Below are 18448 nucleotides of genomic sequence, written 5' to 3' on the forward strand. Positions count from 1 at the left end.
CCGCGCGATACGTGGAGCGGGCGCACAAGCCGCGCGGATAGAAGAATTGCTGATGGAGCATGCATGGACGAGTTGACACTCGGTTTGATCGGCGCGGGTGCCGTGGTGGTCGGGGGCGTGGTCGTATACAACGCGTGGCAGGGGGCGAAAGTGCGTCGCAAGATGCCGCGGCCGATGCCGGCCGAGACCGCCGAAAGCTTCGCGCGGGACGATCAGGAGGAGCAGAGCCCGTTCATCGAACCGGCCCGGCCGACCACGCGCCGTGAACCAGTGGTGGGTCCCGACACGTCGGCGGAAACGACCGCGGCGCGCGTCGAGCCGACTTTTGGCGGGAGCCCGGGCGTGCCCGTTGCGCCGCTCGACACACCGGCCGATATTCAGGCCGAGACGATCACGCCGAACGGTTTGCCGGAAGCCGAGGGCGTGGCCGAGGCTGAAGGCGAGGGCGTGCATCCCGCAGAAGCCGGCGAGGCCGCGTGGCCCGCGCAAGCCGCTCGCGACGCCAAAGCACCAGACGAACCGGTCGAGCCGATTCTGCCCGCCGCTACGACGATCTCGTCGGCGCCGCCAGCGATCGTCGATCGGCGCATCGACTGCATCGTGCCGCTTCGCCTGAACGGCCCGGTGGCCGGCGACAAGGTGCTGCCGCTCGCGCAGCGTCTGCGCCGCGCCGGCAGTAAGCCGGTGCATATCGAAGGCAAGCCCGAAGGCGGTCCATGGGAGCTGTTGCAAAACGGCGCGCGCTATGAAGAGCTGCGCGCGGCCGCGCAACTGGCCAACCGCAGCGGTGCGCTGAACGAACTGGAGTTCTCGGAGTTCGTCACCGGCGTGCAGCAGTTTGCCGACGCGCTCGACGCGGCGCCGGAATTTCCCGACATGCTCGAAACAGTCGCGATGGCGCGCGAGCTCGACGGTTTCGCCGCGCAATGCGACGCGCAGCTGTCGATCAACGTGCTGTCGGACGGCGCGCCGTGGTCGGCCAACTACGTGCAGGCGGTGGCGTCGCAGGACGGCCTGCTGCTGTCGCGCGACGGCACGCGTTTCGTCAAGCTCGACTCGCGCCAGAGCCCGGTGTTCATGCTGCAATTCGGCGACACCAACTTCCTGCGCGACGACCTCACGTACAAGGGCGGCCAGATGATCACGCTGGTGCTCGACGTGCCGGTCGCCGACGAAGACATCCTGCCGTTCCGGCTAATGTGCGACTACGCGAAATCGTTGGCCGAGCGCATCGGCGGGCGGGTGGTCGACGATGGCCGCCGTCCCTTGCCGGAGACCGCGTTGCTCGCCATCGAGAAACAGCTGATGACGCTTTACGCGAAGCTCGAACAGGCGGGTATTCCTGCGGGTTCACCTGCCACGCGGCGTCTGTTCAGCCAGTAAGCCGCACGGTTCTTCGAGGTGCCCGACGGCCGCACGATGTGCGGCCGTTGTCGTTTGCGGCGGCGCATGTGCGCGCCGCTTCGAACCGCTGGCGAACGCGCGGAGGTGACCTTGAACGCTGGCCATTCGGACGATGTAAAGGGGCACGCTTCCTGCGATAATCCAATGTCTGAATTTCCCTGACGAGCCGTCCGACAGCATGTCCCGAACTCCCGCCTCTTCCCCAGCAAGCAGCGCTCCGGCCGAACGGGCCGCGTGGCTGCGCGCGGAACTCGAACGCGCGAACTACGCGTACTACGTGCTCGACCAGCCCGACCTGCCGGACGCGGAATACGACAAGCTGTTCAAGGAACTGGAGAGCATCGAGTCTGAGCATCCCGATCTGATCGTGCCGGACTCGCCGACCCAGCGCGTGGGCGGCGCGGCGGCGAGCGGTTTCGAGCCGGTCGTGCACGACCAGCCCATGCTGTCCCTGAACAACGGTTTCGCCGACGAAGACATCGTCGCATTCGACAAACGCGTGGGCGACGCGCTCGGCAAGAACGCGAGCGAACCGCCGGTGCGGGTCGATTACGCGGCTGAGCTGAAGTTCGACGGCCTCGCGATCTCGCTGCGCTACGTCGACGGCGCGTTCGTCCAGGCGTCCACGCGCGGCGACGGCACCACCGGCGAGAACGTCACCGAAAACGTCCGCACGATCCGCTCGATTCCGCTCAAGCTCAAAGGCAAGCGCGTGCCGCGGGTGCTCGACGTGCGCGGCGAAGTGCTGATGTTCAAGCGCGACTTCGAGCGCCTGAACGAACGCCAGCGCGCCGCCGCGCAAAAGGAATTCGCCAATCCGCGCAATGCGGCGGCGGGCAGCTTGCGGCAGCTCGATTCGAAGATCACCGCGCAGCGGCCGCTGTCGTTTTTCGCGTATGGCATCGGTGTGCTCGAAGGGATGGAGATGCCGGCCACGCATAGCGAACTGCTCGACTGGTACAAGGACCTCGGCTTGCCTGTGAACAGCGAACGCGCGGTGGTGCAGGGCGCCGAAGGTTTGCTGGGCTTTTTCCACGGGGTCGGCGAGAAACGCGATTCGCTGCCGTACGACATCGACGGCGTGGTCTACAAGGTCAACCAGCGCGACGAGCAGGACGCGCTCGGCTTCGTGTCGCGCGCGCCGCGTTTTGCGCTGGCGCATAAATTTCCCGCGCAGGAAGCGCTGACCAGACTCGTCGCGATCGATGTGCAGGTCGGCCGCACCGGCGCGATCACGCCGGTGGCGCGGCTCGAACCGGTGTTCGTCGGCGGCGCGACGGTCACGAATGCCACGCTGCACAACGAAGACGAAGTGCGCCGCAAGGATATCCGCATCGGCGACACGGTGATCGTGCGGCGCGCCGGTGACGTGATTCCCGAAGTGGTGAGCGCGCTGCTCGACCGGCGTCCGGCCGACGCCCGCGAATTCGTGATGCCGACGCAGTGTCCGGTGTGCGGATCGAACATCGAGCGGCTGCCCGACGAGGCGATCGCGCGTTGTACCGGCGGCCTGTTTTGTCCGGCGCAGCGCAAGCAGGCGCTGTGGCACTTCGCGCAGCGGCGCGCGCTCGATATCGACGGGCTCGGCGAAAAGATCATCGATCAACTGGTCGAGCAGAATCTGGTGCGCACGCCGGCCGATCTGTTCAACCTCGGCTTCGCGACGCTCGCCGAACTCGACCGCTTCGCAGAAAAGTCCGCGCAGAACCTGCTCGACTCACTGGAAAAGGCCAAGCACACTACGCTGGCGCGCTTCATCTACGCGCTCGGCATCCGCCACGTGGGCGAATCCACGGCGAAAGATCTGGCCAAGCACTTCGGCTCGCTGGATCCGATCATGGACGCCACGGTCGAAGCCTTGCTGGAAGTCAACGACGTAGGGCCGGTGGTCGCCGAGTCGATCCGTCAGTTCTTCGCCGAAGAGCAGAACCGCACGGTGATCGAGCAGCTGCGCGCGCCGGGCAAGGTCACCTGGCCCGAAGGGCCGCCCGCGCCGAAGGCGCCGCAAGGCGTGCTGGCCGGCAAGACGGTGGTATTGACCGGCACCTTGCCGAACCTCGCCCGCGAGGAAGCAAAGGAAATGCTCGAAACAGCCGGCGCGAAAGTGGCGGGGTCCGTGTCGAAAAAAACGGACTATGTGGTCGCAGGCGCGGAAGCCGGCAGCAAGTTGGCGAAAGCCGAGGAACTCGGCATCCCCGTACTCGACGAAGATGGTATGCGTAAGCTCCTGGAGGGGCAGTCATGATCCGCGAAATTCTCAAGATGGGCAACCCGCGCCTGTTGCGCATTGCCGATCCGGTCGATCACTTCGACACGCCTGAACTACATGAACTCGTCAAAGACATGTTCGAGACCATGCACGACGCGAACGGCGCGGGCCTCGCCGCGCCGCAGATCGGTGTCAATCTGCAGGTGGTGATCTTCGGCTTCGGCAAGAACGAGCGCTACCCGGACGCACCGCCGGTGCCGGAGACGGTGCTGATCAATCCGACCATCACGCCGGTCTCGCTCGATATGGAAGAGGGCTGGGAAGGTTGTCTGTCGGTGCCGGGTCTGCGTGGCGCGGTGAGCCGCTTTTCGATGATCAAGTATCACGGCTTCGACCAGTACGGCAAACCGATCGACCGGGTCGCCGAGGGCTTTCACGCACGCGTCGTGCAGCACGAGTGCGACCACCTGATCGGCAAGCTGTATCCGATGCGGATCAACGATTTCGCGAAGTTCGGCTTCACGGAAGTGCTGTTTCCGGACATGGAGCCGAATAGCGACGATTGAGGCTGCTGCTGTAACGCGCCAACAAAAAACCCACGCATCGGCGTGGGTTTTTTGTTGGCGGGAGTGCCTATCCGATGATGAACGGGCGCTCGCCTCAGCGTCATCAGAACAATTCGTCCGCCGCCAAATAGCGCCATTGGCCCGGCGGCAGCGCACCCAGCATCACGCGACCCATCCGCACTCGCTTCAGGCCGATCACTTCGAGACCGACCAGTTCGCACATCCGGCGGATCTGGCGTTTTTTGCCTTCGCGCAGCACGAAACGCAATTGTTCGCCGTTCTGCCAACTGACCTGCGCGGGCTTGAGCGGCACGTCGTCGAGCGACAGCCCGTGGCGCAACAGTTCAAGGCTTTCGGGCGGGAAGTGGCTTTCGACGTCCGTGGTGTGTTCGCCATAGGCCACGCGCACCAGGTATTCCTTGTCGATCTCCGAATGGCCGCCGATCAGTTGCTTGGCGACGCGGCCGTCCTGCGTCAGCACCAGCAGGCCCGTCGAATCGATGTCGAGGCGGCCGGCCGGCGCGAGCTGGCGCAGATGCGCGACGGAGAAGCGGATTTCCGAGTGGTCGCCTTCCCAGCGATTCTCCGGCGTGACCAGTGTGATCGCCGGTTGATAGCCATCTTCCGCCTGGCCCGAGACGAGGCCGACCGGCTTGTGAACCAGCACCGTCACCTGGCTCGCTTGCGCGGCTTCGGCGGCGGGGTCGATCTCGATGCGTTGGTCCGGACGAACCTTGGTGCCGAGCGTGTCGATGCGCTCGCCGTCCACCAGAACCCAGCCCTTTTCGATCCACTCGTCGGCTTCGCGGCGCGAGCACAAGCCGAGTTCGGACATCAGTTTCGACAGGCGCAAAGTGCCCGGCGCGTCTTCGTAATCGCGACGCGGAGTGCGCGCGGCGGGATTGGCGTCGGCACCGCTGCTCGCATCGCGGCGCTCGGCGCGGGTTGCGGACGCGGTCGCGCGTGGCTTGTCGGCGCGGGCCGGGCGGTCGTCGCCGAAGCGGCGCGCCGCGGACGGCTGTGCCTTGTCGAAGCTGCGGGCTGGGCGCTCGCCGGGTTCACCACTGCGCGCGGGGCGATCGTCGAATTCGCGTTTGGCCGGAGCGCGGTCGCCGTAGCCCTCGCGCGGGGCGCGTGCCGGACGGTCGGAGCGGTCGCTGTAGCCGCTTTTCACGGGTTTCGCGAAGCTGCTGCGCTCGCCCCGTTCGGACGAGCCGCGCTCGCTTTCGAAGCGGCGCGGCGCGCTGTCGCTGCGCGGCCCACGGTCGCTGCCGAAACGGGGACGATCGGATGCGTCGCCTTCGCGGCGTAGCGGGCGTTCGCCACGCGGTGCGCCTTCCGACGGACGGCCGCCTGTGCGCGGTCCGCTGAACGGGCGACGTTCGCCGTCGTCGCGGCGGGGGCCGCGTTCGTTGCGATCGCCGGCTTTTTCGAAGCGGCGCGGGGCGCGTTCGGCGCGGTCACCAGTGCCTTCAAAACGGCGGGGCGCGCGTTCGCCGCGATCTCCCGCGCCTTCAAACCGGCGGAGGGCGCGTTCGTTGCGATCCCCTGCGCCTTCAAACCGTCGCGGCGCACGTTCACCGCGATCGCCTGCGCCTTCGAATTTGCGCGGCGCACGTTCACCGCGATCGCCTGCGCCTTCGAATTTGCGCGGCGCACGTTCACCGCGATCGCCTGCGCCTTCGAATTTGCGCGGCGCACGCTCACCGCGATCGCCTGCGCCTTCGAATTTGCGCGGCGCACGCTCACCCCGATCACCAGCACCTTCAAACCGGCGCGGTGCGCGTTCACCGCGATCGCCGGCGCCTTCGAATTTGCGCGGTGCGCGTTCACCGCGATCACCAGCGCCTTCAAACCGGCGCGGTGCGCGCTCACCGCGATCACCTGCGCCTTCAAACCGGCGCGGTGCGCGCTCACCGCGATCACCTGCGCCTTCAAACCGGCGCGGCGCACGTTCACCGCGATCACCGGCGCCTTCGAATTTGCGCGGCGCACGTTCACCGCGATCGCCGCCACCTTCAAACCGGCGCGGCGCGCGTTCACCGCGATCGCCTGCGCCTTCAAACCGACGCGGCGCACGTTCCCCATCATCACGACGCGGCCCCCGCTCGCCCGCAGCCCCGTCCCGGCGCGGCGGCCGATCCGACGTGGCACGACGCGGCGCACCTGCCGCACCCGCCACCCGCTCGCGCGAAAACGACCCCTCGGCACGCGGCGCACGTGCGCCGCTACCCGCCGGCTTACCACCGGCCGGCCGCTTGCCGCCGCTGCCCGCTGCGCCAGCGCCTGCACCCCGCGCCCCGCTGAAAGCCGCCGTAGACGGCTTCGGTCCCACCGGGCGCGTCGGCTTACGCGCCGACGTGCTGCCGGTACGGACAGGGGCGCGTTCGGACGAAGCCGGCCGCGGGTGCTTGGCTGTTAATTTGACTCGCATGAAATCTCACACTGCGATCGCGCGCAGCAGTTCGGTCTCGACCTGAATTTGCAGGCGGTTGTCCGACAGACCGTGTCCGTCCAGCAGGAACACGTCTTCGACGCGTTCGCCGAGCGTATTGATCCGCGCCGAAGCGACGCCGACCCGATGCTCGGCCAGCACACGCGCGATCGAATAAAGAAGGCCTGGCCGGTCGTTCGCCGACACGGACAGGATGTAGTATTGGCCGCGCTCGTCGGCCCGAAGATCGACGCGCGGCGTGACAGGGAAGGTCCGCGACAGCCTCGACAAACGGCCCTTCGACGGTCCCGGCAGCAGGGTCCCGTGGCCGGTGAGGCGGGCGGTCAGTTCCTGTTCGACCAGATTGGCGATATCGCGATAATGCACGTCTTCTTCGGTATGCGCGACGAGGAAATTATCGAGCGCGTACCCGTGACGGGTCGTACTGACTCGCGCATCGAGCACCGACAGGCTGTTGCGGTCGAAATACGCGCAAATACCGGCGAACAGGTCGGGCTGGTCCTTCACGTACACCAGCACCTGCAGCGCCTCGCCGATCGGCGACGGACGTGCCCGGACGATCGGCGTCGGCGTTTCGACATGGCGGTACAGCACACGCGTTTGCCACGCGATGTCCGCCGCGTCGTGACGCAGGAAATAGCCGACATCGAGCTGGTCCCACAACGCCCGTTGCGCGCCTTCCGGCACGGTTTCGAGGCGGAGCAGCGCAAGCGCCTCTTCCTTGCGGGACTTCAGCTCCGAATGCGCGTCCGGCCGCGCGCCGCCGAGCACGGCCAGAGTGGCGCGGTAGAGGTCTTCGAGCAGCTTGCCTTTCCACGTGTTCCAGACTTTCGGGCTGGTGCCGCGGATATCGGCCACCGTCAGCAGATAGAGCGCGGTGAGGCGGCGTTCGGTGCCGACCAGTTCGGCAAAGCGCTTGATCACCTCCGGGTCGCTCGTGTCCTGCTTCTGCGCGACCTGGCTCATCGTCAGATGCTGCTGCACCATCCACACGACCAGCTCGCCGTCCTCGCCGAGGATGCCGTGGTTGCGGCAAAAGCGCCGCGCGTCGACCATGCCGAGCGTGGAATGGTCGCCGCCGCGGCCCTTGGCGATATCGTGGAACAGCGCCGCCACGTACAACACCCACGGCCGGTCGAAGTTGGTGATCAACTGGCTGCAGAACGGATATTCGTGCGCATGCTCGGCCACCGCGAAGCGGCGCAGATTGCGCAGCACCATCAGGATGTGCTGGTCGACGGTGTAGACGTGATACAGATCGTGCTGCATCTGCCCGACGATGCGCCGGAAATTCAGCAGATAGCGTCCGAGCACGCTGGTCTGGTTCATCAGGCGCAACGCGTGCGTGATGCCGGCCGGCTGCTTCAGGATGTCCATGAACAGGCGCCGGTTCTCCGGATCGCGCCGCCAGTGCTGATCCATCACGTCGCGGGCGTTGTAGATCGCGCGCAGCGTGCGCGCCGACAGGCCTTTGACGCCGGGTGTCTGCTCGTACAGCAGGAACGCTTCGAGGATCGCGTTCGGCTCGCGCTCGAATACGTCGTCGCTGGCGATCTCCAGCATGCCCTGCTTTTCGACGAAGCGCTCCGACAGCACGCGCGTAATGCCGCTCGTGCTGGGGAAGAGTTGCGCCTCGATGTTCTGGATCAGGATCGTGGCGAGCTGCGTGACGGCCTTGGCGGCCCAGTAGTAGCGGCGCATCAGCTGTTCGCTGGCGCGCTTGGTGACGGTCGGCTTGTAGCCGAAGCTTTCGGCCACCGCCGTCTGCAGATCGAACACCATGATGTCCTGCCGGCGCCCGGCGATCACGTGCAGCCGCGCGCGCAGCGCCTTCAGGAAGCTTTCGTTGTGGCGCAGTTCGCGCGCTTCGCGCTCGGTGACCAGGCCGCGCGCTTCGAGTTCGCGCCAGCTGCAGCCAAAGCCGGCCGCCTGGGTAATCCAGAGAATCAGTTGAAGATCGCGCAGGCCGCCCGGGCTTTCCTTGATGTTCGGTTCGAGCGCGTAGGGCGTGTCCTGGAACTTGGCGTGGCGCTGGCGCATTTCCAGCACTTTCGCCTGGAAGAATGCCTTCGGATCGAGCGCTGCGCGGTAACGCGTGGCGAAGTCGTCGAAGAGCGCGGCGCTGCCCGTGATGCGCCGTGCTTCCAGCAGCGAGGTGCGCACGGTGACGTCGTTGGCGGCCTCTTCGAGACATTGCGACACGCTGCGCACGCTGCTGCCGAGTTCCAGTCCCAGATCCCACGCGAGGCTGATGAAGCGTTCGATGCGCGCTTCCAGATGTTCGCGCGGTGCATCGGGCAGCAAAACCAGGATGTCGATGTCCGAATGCGGCGCGAGTTCGCCCCGCCCATAGCCGCCGACAGCCAGCAGCGCCAGTTCGCCCGGCAGCTCGCAGGTGTCCCAGGCGGCCCGCAGCGAGTCGTCCGTGGCGCGCGCGAGGGCGCCCATCAATGCATCGACGTTGGTGGCCGTTTTGAAGCGTTCCAGTATCTGGGCTTTGGCCACTTTGTAGTCCGCCTTCAGCGACGAGGCATGGGATTGGGCGACGACGGGAACGCTACTCATTGGCTGGCGGTGGGGGCGGAGGTCGGTCAGGCGGTGGCCGCGACGACCGGCGGCCGCGCGGGCGTGCCGGCGGAAACGGTCAGCACGTCGTAGCCGGTTTCCGTGACGAGCACGGTGTGTTCCCATTGCGCCGACAGGCTGCGATCCTTGGTCTTGACGGTCCACTGATCGGGCATCGTGCGGATTTCGCGGCGGCCGGCGTTGATCATCGGCTCGATCGTGAAGATCATGCCGGCCTGCAATTCGAACCCGGTGCCGGGACGGCCGTAGTGCAGAATTTGCGGGTCTTCGTGGAACACGGTGCCGATGCCGTGGCCGCAGTACTCGCGCACCACGCTGTAGCCCTGAGCTTCCGCATGCTTCTGGATCGCGTGGCCGATGTCGCCGAGATGCGCGCCCGGACGGACCTGGTCGATGCCGAGCCACATGCATTCGAAGGTGGTCTGCACGAGCCGTTTGGCGAGGATCGAGCCTTCGCCGACGATGAACATGCGGCTCGTGTCGCCGAAATAGCCTTCCTTGATGACCGTGACGTCGATATTCAGCGCGTCGCCGTTCTTCAAAGTCTTGTCGCCGGGGATGCCGTGGCAGATCACGTCGTTGACGGAAATGCACGTGGCTTTCGGATAGGGCGGATAGCCGGGCGGCTGGTAATTCAGCGGTGCCGGAATCGTGCCCTGTTCCTTCAGCATGTATTCGTGGCACAGGCGGTCGAGTTCGCCCGTGGTGACGCCGGCCTTGACGAACGGCGTGATGTAGTCGAGCACTTCGCTAGCGAGTTTGCAGGCAACGCGCATCTGCGCGATATCGTGTTCGTTTTTGAGCGTAATAGCCATGAGTCGGGCCTGAAATGCGATTTATTTCGGGATTATCGCACCATATTCCGGCAGCCGCAGTCTTTTGAGACGAGGCTTGTGGGTGTGGCGGGCGCTTTTGCGGGCTTTGCTGCAGCAAGTTGAACGGCCTTGCGTGCGATGGTCCAGGCGGACTGCGCGAATTCACTTGGCCGCTGCACCACTTACTCTTAGGCGGCGAGCGCCTTCGGCGCACGGAGAAGGAGATGGCGTCAACCCTGTGGGTGCAACCCCGTCACGGCAAACGGGAGCTACTACGCGGGTTGAGTCGTGCAATAGTCGCGTGCTATAATCTTTGGCTAAGTCGATCGATGGCTCGTTTTTATTGCCTGATACCGTGAAGTGGACGGTGGAATGGCGGTCAAAAACGGGCAGGGGCGGCTTCTCACGGTGCCGGTTGCCTGCGCCCTGAGGTAAGCAGTACCCAGGCAGCCAACTCGCAAGCCGGCGCACCCAGGGTGTCCGTCGCGTTCCAGCCAAAGAAGAAGGCGGGCGCGGCCGATACGGCAGCCGGCTTAAGACCCAACCCTCGCGGAGATTTTCATGGCAGTTACCATGCGTCAAATGCTGGAAGCCGGTGTCCACTTCGGTCACCAAACGCGCTTCTGGAACCCGAAGATGGCCCCCTTCATTTTCGGTCATCGCAACAAGATTCACATCATCAACCTCGAAAAGACGCTGCCGATGTACAACGACGCGCTGAAGTACGCGCGTCAACTGGCGGCTAATCGCGGCACGATCCTGTTCGTCGGCACGAAGCGTCAATCGCGCGACACGATCGCTGAAGAAGCGCAACGCGCTGGCATGCCGTTCGTCAACGCGCGCTGGCTCGGCGGCATGCTGACCAACTTCAAGACGCTGAAGGTTTCGATCAAGCGCCTGAAGGACATGGAAGCCGCGCTGGAAGCGGGCGAAACCGAGCGCATGAGCAAGAAGGAAGCGCTGCTGTTCGAACGCGAAATGGCCAAGCTGCAGAAGTCGATCGGCGGCGTGAAGGACATGGGCGGCATTCCGGACGCGATCTTCGTGGTCGACGTCGGCTACCACAAGATTGCCGTCACCGAAGCGAACAAGCTGGGCATTCCGGTCATCGCAGTGGTCGACACGAACCACTCGCCGGAAGGTATCGACTACGTGATCCCGGGTAACGACGACGCCAGCAAGGCTGTCGCTCTGTACACGGCTGGCGTGGCTGACGCGATCCTGGAAGGCCGTGCTAACGCGGTCAACGAAGTGGTGCAAGCTGCCCGTGGCGGCGACGGCGACGAGTTCGTCGAGGTCAACGGGGAAGCGTAAACCTGCCCCATGTCCGGCAAAAAAGGGGGCTTTCTACAGGCCCCCTTTTTTTAAGCCGCGACGTTGTAGTGGGGTGCCGCAGGCGGCGCCCAACGCGTTGTCCGTAAAAAATACTCGGCGACGCTGAAACGAATTCTTGCCGCCGGTATCGAAGTGCGGGCGGCGTGTGACAGACGGAACTCAAGGAGCAAATGATGGCGGCAATTACCGCAAGCATGGTTGCAGAACTGCGCGCAAAGACCGACGCGCCGATGATGGAATGCAAGAAGGCGCTGACGGAAGCCGACGGCGACATGGCGCGCGCTGAAGAGCTGCTGCGCGTGAAGCTGGGCAACAAGGCCAGCAAGGCGGCGTCGCGCGTGACGGCTGAAGGCGTGGTCGCATCGTTCATCGGCGGCAACGCGGGTTCGCTGGTCGAGCTGAACTGCGAAACCGACTTCGTTTCGAAGAACGACGACTTCCTGGCTTTCTCGAAGCAGGTCGCCGAGCTGGTCGCTACGCAAAACCCGGCTGATCTCGCTGCTCTGTCGGCCCTGCCGCTCGACGGCTCGACGGTCGACGCTGTGCGCCTCGCGCTGGTCGGCAAGATCGGTGAAAACCTGTCGATTCGCCGTTTCGTGCGCTTCGACACGGCTAACAAGCTGGCAGCGTACCTGCACGGCACGCGCATCGGCGTGCTGGTCGAGTACACCGGCGCGGACGAGCAGGTGGGCAAGGACGTGGCCATGCACATCGCCGCGATGAAGCCGGTTTCGCTGTCGTCGAACGACGTGCCGGCGGACCTGATCGCGAAGGAACGCAGCATCGCTGAACAGAAGGCCGCCGAATCGGGCAAGCCGGCTGAAATCGTCGCCAAGATGGTCGACGGCAGCGTGCAGAAGTACCTGAAGGAAGTGTCGCTGCTGAACCAGACGTTCGTTAAGAACGACAAGCAGACGATCGAGCAGATGCTGAAGGGAGCCAGCTCGAGCGTGCAGAAGTTCGCGCTGTTCGTGGTCGGTGAAGGCATCGAGAAGAAGCAGGACGACTTCGCAGCAGAAGTGGCCGCTCAAGTCGCTGCTGCAAAGCAGCAATAAGCGTCGCCCAAGCTTCACAGTAGTACTGTTGGACCCGCGGCGAAGCAAGACTTCTCCGCGGTCGGCAGCGCCGCAAGGCTGCGCGCGGGTTGACCCTCGCAGCGCAGCCGCCGGCGGACCGCGGGTCCGTCAATTTGGCGGCGCTTGCCCGAATCAGCATTTCACCCCTACATTAGTCCCTTGTTGTTGCCCTGTTCTGCGCGATCTGGATACCCCTATGCCCACTGCCTACAAACGCGTCCTGCTCAAACTCTCCGGTGAAGCTCTGATGGGCGACGATGCCTTCGGCATCAATCGCGCGACCATCGAACGAATGGTGGCGGACGTGGCCGAAGTGGTCCGTCTCGGAACGCAGCTGGCGGTGGTGATCGGCGGCGGCAATATTTTCCGCGGCGTCGCGGGCGGTGCGGCCGGTATGGATCGCGCCACGGCCGACTACATGGGCATGCTGGCCACGATGATGAACGCGCTGGCGCTGCAGGACGCAATGCGCCACGCCGGTATCGAGGCGCGTGTGCAATCGGCGCTGCGCATGGACCAGGTGGTTGAACCGTACATCCGGCCCCGCGCGATTCGCCAGCTCGAAGAAGGCAAAGTCGTGATTTTCGCGGCGGGCACCGGCAACCCGTTCTTCACGACCGACACGGCCGCCGCGCTGCGCGGCTCGGAAATCGGCGCGGAAGTCGTGCTGAAGGCAACCAAGGTGGACGGCGTCTATTCGGCCGATCCCAAGAAAGATTCAAACGCAACCCGCTACACGACCATCAGCTTCGACGAAGCGATTGGCCGCAATCTGCAGGTGATGGACGCCACGGCGTTCGCGCTGTGCCGCGACCAGAAACTGCCGATCCGCGTTTTTTCGATCGTCAAGCCGGGCGCGCTCAAGCGCATCGTACAAGGCGAGGACGAGGGCACCCTCGTCCACGTGTAAACTCTCGTTCACATAACGTGGGCTTTGACGCGAGCCCAGGCCGCTGCTTATCGCGCGCGCTGGCCGGCTCGCTCCGTTTTGAAGGTTCGGAGGTTTAAAAATGTCTGTGGCTGATATCAGGAAGGGCGCTGAACAAAAGATGCAGCGTTCCATCGACGCGTTCAAGAACGACCTGTCGAAGATCCGCACGGGCCGTGCACACACGGGCCTGCTCGATCACATCCAGTGTGATTACTACGGTTCGCCGGTGCCGATCTCGCAGGTTGCGAACCTGACGCTGATCGACGCGCGCACGATCGGCGTGCAGCCGTGGGAGAAGAAGATGGTCCAGGTCGTCGAAAAGGCGATCCGCGAGTCGGACCTCGGTCTGAACCCGGCCACGCAAGGCGACGTGATCCGCGTGCCGATGCCCGCGCTGACCGAAGAGCGCCGCCGCGAACTGACCAAAGTGGTCAAGAGCGAAGCGGAAACGGCCAAGGTCGCGGTCCGCAATCTGCGTCGCGACGCTAACGAGCAACTGAAAAAACTCGTCAAGGACAAGGAAATTTCGGAAGACGACGAGCGTCGTGCGGGCGATGACGTTCAGAAACTGACGGACAAGTTCGTCACCGAAATCGACAAGCTCGTCGTGACGAAAGAAGCCGAGATCATGACGGTGTGAAGCCGGTCGGCTCCGCACTTTCAGGATTCCCACTTCTTTATTTGCAGTCACTGTCCCGACGGCCATGACCTATACCAGCTCAACCGTGCGCGTGCCTGATGTCGCCGCGGTGCCGCGACATATCGCGATCATCATGGATGGCAACGGCCGTTGGGCCACCCAGCGGCGTCTGCCGCGCGTGGCGGGCCATACGCGCGGCGTCGACGCGGTGCGGGCCGCCGTCGAGGCGTGCGCGCGGCAGGGCGTCGAATACCTGACGCTGTTCGCCTTCAGCTCGGAAAACTGGCGCCGCCCGAACGAGGAAGTCTCGTTCCTGATGCGCCTGTTCGTCACTGCGCTCGAGCGCGAGATCGGCAAGCTCCACGCGAACGGGATCCGTTTGCGGGTGGTGGGCGATCTCGACCGTTTCGACGCGCGCATCCGCGAGCTGATCAAGCGCGCGGAAACCAAGACCGCGCGCAACACCCGCCTCACGCTGACCATCGCCGCGAATTACGGCGGGCGCTGGGACATCATGCAGGCCACCCGCAAGCTCGCCGAACAGTCGGCGCTGGCGGGCAAGGCGGTCGAGGTCAACGAGGATTCGTTCGCCGAGCATCTGTCCATGGCTTATGCGCCGGAGCCGGACCTGTTCATCCGCACCGGCGGCGAGCGCCGCGTCAGCAACTTCCTGCTGTGGCAGCTCGCATACACCGAGTTCTACTTCACCGACACGTTTTGGCCGGATTTCGACGCCGACGCGCTCGGTCACGCCATCGCTTCCTACGCGGAACGCGAACGCCGCTTCGGCCGCACCAGTGCTCAGCTCGAGCCGCAATCGCAAAACGTCGATTCGCTTCCATGCTAAAAACCCGTGTCATCACGGCGATCATCCTGCTGGCAGTGTTCCTGCCGGTCACGCTGTTCGCGCCGGTGGGCGCGTTCGGCGCGCTGATCGCCTTCGTCGTCGTGTTCGCGGCGTGGGAGTGGGCGCGCCTGCTCAAGCTGGGCGGCGCTGCTCCGGTGATCTACGCGCTGGTGGCGGCGGTCGCGCTGGTCGCGAGCACCCGGCTCGGCACTGGCGTCGCGGAGGCCCGTTCGCTCTTCAAGGCGGCCGCCATTTTCTGGGTAATCGCCGGTCCGTTCGTGCTGCTGCGCAAACCCACGCTCGCGCAGGGCGCCTGGCGCATGTTTCTGTGCGCGGCCGGCATTGTGGTATTCGCGGCGTGCTGGCATGCTCTCGTCGCCGCACGCATCCAGGGTGTGCCCTTCGTGCTGTCGCTGCTGCTATTGGTATGGCTGGCCGATATCGGCGCATACTTCTCCGGAAAAGCGTTCGGAAAACATAAGCTGGCGCCTGCCATCAGTCCGGGTAAGACTTGGGAGGGCGCGATCGGCGGCTGGCTGGTGGTGATGATCGTCGCGGCGGCGGCGGTCTTTTTGCATGCGTTCGAGCCGACCCTGTATTCTGCGCTGCTGGCGCAATGGGGCGCCGTGCGCACATTGCTCGCACTGACCTTGCTAGTGGCATTCAGCGTGGTGGGCGACCTGTTCGAATCGATGTTGAAACGCCAGGCCGGTGTGAAGGATTCAAGCGGCCTGTTGCCGGGGCACGGCGGCGTGCTCGACCGCATCGACGCGTTATTGCCGGTGCTGCCGCTTGCCATGCTGCTGCTCGGCTAGAGAAAGAGATATGCAAAAACGTCTGACATTGCTCGGTTCCACGGGCTCGATTGGAGACAGCACGCTCGACGTCGTCGCGCGTCATCCCGAGCGCTTTTCGGTTTACGCGCTGAGCGCGCATCGCAACGGCGACAAGCTCGTCGGACAATGCCTGCGCTTTCAGCCCGAAGTCGCGGTGGTCGGCGACGCCGACACGGCCGCACGGGTCGCCGCGAAGCTGCGCGAAGCGGGTTGCACGACCGAGGTCACGTACGGGCCGCAAGCGCTCGTCGACGTGTCGGAGAGTGATGGTTGCGATACGGTGGTGGCGGCGATCGTCGGCGCGGCCGGCCTCGCACCGAGCCTCGCCGCCGCGCGTGCCGGCAAACGCATCCTGCTCGCCAACAAAGAAGCGCTGGTGATGTCCGGCGCGATCTTCATGGACGCGGTGCGCGACAACGGTGCCGTGCTGCTGCCGGTCGACAGCGAACACAATGCGATTTTCCAGTGCCTGCCGCGCGAAGCCGCGCTGCACGGCGGCGTCTCCAAGATCATCCTGACCGCTTCGGGCGGCCCGTTCCGCACCCGCGAACCGGCCACGCTCGTCGACGTTACACCTGACGAAGCCTGCAAGCATCCGAACTGGGTGATGGGCCGCAAGATTTCGGTCGACTCCGCGACGATGATGAACAAGGGCCTCGAAGTGATCGAGGCGCACTGGCTGTTCGGCTTGCCGGGCGAGCGCATCGACGTGCTGATCCATCCGCAAAGCGTGATTCATTCGCTGGTCTCGTACGCGGACGGCTCGGTGCTCGCGCAACTCGGCAACCCCGACATGCGTACGCCGATCGCTCACGCGCTGGCCTTTCCGGAGCGCGTGGACTCGGGCGTCGCACAACTCGACCTCGCGGAGATCGCGTCGCTGTCGTTCGAAAAGCCGGATTACGCGCGCTTTCCGTGCCTTGCGCTGGCGATGAAGGCGCTGGCCGAAGGTGGCGTCGCGAGCGCGGCGCTGAACGCCGCGAACGAAATCGCGGTTGAAGCGTTCCTCGCGCGCCGCATCGGTTTCATGACCATCGCGCAGGTGGTCGACTCGGTGCTCAACGCTTTGCCAAACCGCAGCGCGCACGCGCTCGAAGACGTGGTCGAAGCGGACACCGCCGCGCGCCGCGCCGCTGCTGAATTCATCGCGCGTCTGCCGGACGGCGCCCGTCGCACGGAACGCGCCGTCCAGTGAGGCGCCTATGAACCTGCTGATCGAACTGCTTGCCTTCGCGGTCGCGATTGGCGTACTCGTGGTGGTTCACGAGTATGGGCACTATAGTGTCGCTCGTCTGTGCGGCGTCAAGGTGCTGCGCTTTTCGATCGGCTTCGGCAAGCCGCTGTTCCAGTGGGTGAGCCCGAAGACAGGCACCGAGTGGACCATTGCCGCGCTGCCGCTCGGCGGCTACGTGAAGATGCTCGACGAGCGAGAAACCGGCACCGCGCCGATTCCCGCCGACATGTTGCCGTATGCGTTCAACCGGCAATCGGTGTGGCGGCGTTTCGCGATCGTCGCGGCGGGCCCGGTGGCGAACTTCCTGCTGGCGATCGTCCTGTTCGCGCTGGTGTTCGCCACGGGCGTGACCGAACCGGCGGCCGTGATCGCGACGCCCGCGCCGAATACACCGGCGGCGGTGGCCGGTTTCGAAGGCGGTGAAACCATCGTCGCAGTGCGCAACGGCCACGCCGACGAGTCCGAGCCGGTGCGCTCGTGGTCCGACCTGCGCTGGAAGCTGCTGGGCGCGGCGTTCGATCGCAAGCATCTCGTGCTGAGCGCGAAAGACGCACACGGCATCTCCGATTTCCCGATCGATCTGGGCGGCATCAGCGAGAAGGATGTCGACGACGACTTCATGTCGCGGCTCGGTTTCGAGCCGGGCGGCGGCAAGCTGACGGTAGCCGACGTGCAGCAGGGCAGCGCGGCGCAGAAGGCGGGGCTCGTCGCGGGCGATCGTCTGCGCGCCATCAACGGAACGCGGGCTGATAACGCCACGGCGTTCATCGCGTATGTAAAATCGCACGCCGGCGTGCCGGTGACGCTGCAGGTGGAGCGTGGCGGCCAGGGCGGACACGCGGCGGGCGCGCTCGAAGACATCAGCATCGTTCCCCAGTCGCAGCGCGATAGTGCAACCGGTCAGCAGATCGGCCGCATCGGTGCGGAACTGGCGACCCAGGTGCCGTCGATCGAGGTCCGTTACGGGCCTGTCGAAAGCTTGCGGCTCGGCGCGCATCGCACGTGGGATCTCGCGGTGTACTCGGTGCGCATGTTCGGCAGGATGATCGTCGGCGAGGCGTCGCTGAAAAATCTGTCCGGTCCGGTGACGATCGCCGACTACGCGGGAAAGAGCGCACGTCTGGGTCCTTCTGCATTCCTGTCGTTCCTGGCCCTTGTCAGTATTAGCCTTGGTGTACTGAACCTGCTACCAATTCCGGTATTGGACGGGGGTCATCTGTTATATTATTTGGTTGAAGCTGTGACCGGTAAAGTTGTCTCCGATCGCTGGCAACTCGTTTTTCAGAGGGCGGGTCTCGCCTGCATCGTCGCACTGTCGGCGATTGCGCTGTTCAACGATCTGGCTCGTTTAATCCATTTTTAAAGTGTCTGGCGGCGTTCACGATGGCGACCGTCTGACCTGATGCAGCTATACACACTGGGGAAGCACGTTGTTTAAACCTCATCGCTTTGTTCCAAAGACGGTTATAGCCGCGGCTTTCGCCGCGCATGGGCTGGTTGCTCACGCAACGTCG

The 18448-nt window shown here is 64.9% G+C and carries 15 protein-coding genes; 11 read left to right on the plus strand and 4 right to left on the minus strand.

What is annotated here, in order from left to right:
• Positions 1–63: 63 nt before the first annotated feature.
• The 3 genes from PQR02_RS33685 (at position 64) to def (ending at position 4179) form a co-directional block, all read left to right on the plus strand.
• Positions 64–1383 carry a cell division protein ZipA C-terminal FtsZ-binding domain-containing protein gene (locus tag PQR02_RS33685; RefSeq protein ID WP_408241961.1) on the plus strand — a complete coding sequence of 440 codons (1320 nt, stop codon included), beginning with the start codon at positions 64–66 and terminating at the stop codon, positions 1381–1383.
• 199 nt (positions 1384–1582) lie between these two features.
• The gene (gene ligA / locus PQR02_RS33690) at positions 1583–3649 is read left to right on the plus strand and encodes an NAD-dependent DNA ligase LigA (RefSeq protein ID WP_408241963.1); all 2067 of its coding nucleotides are present in this window, start codon (positions 1583–1585) and stop codon (positions 3647–3649) included.
• Entirely contained in the window at positions 3646–4179 is a 534-nt protein-coding gene (gene def / locus PQR02_RS33695; protein ID WP_408241965.1) for a peptide deformylase, read from the plus strand. Before ligA ends, def begins: the two co-directional genes overlap by 4 nt.
• 103 nt (positions 4180–4282) lie before the next feature.
• On the opposite strand, the gene PQR02_RS33700 is transcribed toward def, so the two are convergent.
• From PQR02_RS33700 to map, 3 genes are all read right to left on the minus strand, one after another.
• A complete protein-coding gene (locus PQR02_RS33700; RefSeq protein ID WP_408241987.1) occupies positions 4283–6361 on the minus strand; it encodes a pseudouridine synthase in 2079 nt (692 codons plus the stop codon).
• Positions 6362–6619: 258 nt separating this feature from the next.
• Complete coding sequence (locus PQR02_RS33705; RefSeq protein ID WP_408241967.1) at positions 6620–9199, minus strand: [protein-PII] uridylyltransferase; 2580 nt, start codon at positions 9197–9199, stop codon at positions 6620–6622.
• Positions 9200–9225: 26 nt separating this feature from the next.
• Positions 9226–10035 (minus strand): type I methionyl aminopeptidase, encoded by an 810-nt coding sequence (map, locus tag PQR02_RS33710; protein WP_408241969.1) that lies wholly within the window; start codon positions 10033–10035, stop codon positions 9226–9228.
• Positions 10036–10596: 561 nt separating this feature from the next.
• Here map and rpsB point away from each other — a divergent pair.
• From rpsB to rseP, 8 genes are all read left to right on the plus strand, one after another.
• A complete protein-coding gene (rpsB, locus tag PQR02_RS33715) occupies positions 10597–11349 on the plus strand; it encodes a 30S ribosomal protein S2 (RefSeq protein WP_028199373.1) in 753 nt (250 codons plus the stop codon).
• Positions 11350–11543: 194 nt separating this feature from the next.
• Positions 11544–12425, plus strand: coding sequence for a translation elongation factor Ts (gene tsf / locus PQR02_RS33720; protein ID WP_408241972.1), 882 nt, complete (start codon positions 11544–11546; stop codon positions 12423–12425).
• A 217-nt stretch (positions 12426–12642) separates the two neighbouring features.
• Positions 12643–13356, plus strand: coding sequence for a UMP kinase (gene pyrH / locus PQR02_RS33725; protein WP_408241974.1), 714 nt, complete (start codon positions 12643–12645; stop codon positions 13354–13356).
• Positions 13357–13456: 100 nt separating this feature from the next.
• Positions 13457–14017 (plus strand): ribosome recycling factor, encoded by a 561-nt coding sequence (gene frr / locus PQR02_RS33730; RefSeq protein WP_054035184.1) that lies wholly within the window; start codon positions 13457–13459, stop codon positions 14015–14017.
• Positions 14018–14081: 64 nt separating this feature from the next.
• Positions 14082–14864 carry a polyprenyl diphosphate synthase gene (gene uppS / locus PQR02_RS33735; RefSeq protein ID WP_408241977.1) on the plus strand — a complete coding sequence of 261 codons (783 nt, stop codon included), beginning with the start codon at positions 14082–14084 and terminating at the stop codon, positions 14862–14864.
• Positions 14858–15679 carry a phosphatidate cytidylyltransferase gene (locus PQR02_RS33740; protein WP_408241979.1) on the plus strand — a complete coding sequence of 274 codons (822 nt, stop codon included), beginning with the start codon at positions 14858–14860 and terminating at the stop codon, positions 15677–15679. The genes uppS and PQR02_RS33740 overlap by 7 nt, the downstream gene beginning before the upstream one ends.
• 10 nt (positions 15680–15689) lie before the next feature.
• Entirely contained in the window at positions 15690–16895 is a 1206-nt protein-coding gene (locus tag PQR02_RS33745; protein WP_408241981.1) for a 1-deoxy-D-xylulose-5-phosphate reductoisomerase, read from the plus strand.
• Positions 16896–16902: 7 nt separating this feature from the next.
• Complete coding sequence (gene rseP, locus PQR02_RS33750) at positions 16903–18297, plus strand: RIP metalloprotease RseP (protein WP_408241983.1); 1395 nt, start codon at positions 16903–16905, stop codon at positions 18295–18297.
• Here rseP and PQR02_RS33755 read toward each other — a convergent pair.
• Positions 18266–18448 (minus strand): hypothetical protein (locus PQR02_RS33755; RefSeq protein WP_408241985.1); only part of this gene is annotated, 183 nt, incomplete at its 5' end. The two genes, rseP and PQR02_RS33755, sit on opposite strands and share 32 nt — an antisense overlap.

Source organism: Paraburkholderia sediminicola (assembly GCF_046026895.1).
Taxonomy (GTDB): domain Bacteria; phylum Pseudomonadota; class Gammaproteobacteria; order Burkholderiales; family Burkholderiaceae; genus Paraburkholderia; species Paraburkholderia sediminicola_C.

Coding starts and splice junctions, on each gene's coding strand:
- PQR02_RS33685 (WP_408241961.1), top strand. CDS start 64: ATGGACGAGTTGACACTCGGTTTGATCGGCGCGGGTGCCGTGGTGGTC.
- ligA (WP_408241963.1), top strand. CDS start 1,583: ATGTCCCGAACTCCCGCCTCTTCCCCAGCAAGCAGCGCTCCGGCCGAA.
- def (WP_408241965.1), top strand. CDS start 3,646: ATGATCCGCGAAATTCTCAAGATGGGCAACCCGCGCCTGTTGCGCATT.
- PQR02_RS33705 (WP_408241967.1), bottom strand. CDS start 9,199: ATGAGTAGCGTTCCCGTCGTCGCCCAATCCCATGCCTCGTCGCTGAAG.
- map (WP_408241969.1), bottom strand. CDS start 10,035: ATGGCTATTACGCTCAAAAACGAACACGATATCGCGCAGATGCGCGTT.
- rpsB (WP_028199373.1), top strand. CDS start 10,597: ATGGCAGTTACCATGCGTCAAATGCTGGAAGCCGGTGTCCACTTCGGT.
- tsf (WP_408241972.1), top strand. CDS start 11,544: ATGGCGGCAATTACCGCAAGCATGGTTGCAGAACTGCGCGCAAAGACC.
- pyrH (WP_408241974.1), top strand. CDS start 12,643: ATGCCCACTGCCTACAAACGCGTCCTGCTCAAACTCTCCGGTGAAGCT.
- frr (WP_054035184.1), top strand. CDS start 13,457: ATGTCTGTGGCTGATATCAGGAAGGGCGCTGAACAAAAGATGCAGCGT.
- uppS (WP_408241977.1), top strand. CDS start 14,082: ATGACCTATACCAGCTCAACCGTGCGCGTGCCTGATGTCGCCGCGGTG.
- PQR02_RS33740 (WP_408241979.1), top strand. CDS start 14,858: ATGCTAAAAACCCGTGTCATCACGGCGATCATCCTGCTGGCAGTGTTC.
- PQR02_RS33745 (WP_408241981.1), top strand. CDS start 15,690: ATGCAAAAACGTCTGACATTGCTCGGTTCCACGGGCTCGATTGGAGAC.
- rseP (WP_408241983.1), top strand. CDS start 16,903: ATGAACCTGCTGATCGAACTGCTTGCCTTCGCGGTCGCGATTGGCGTA.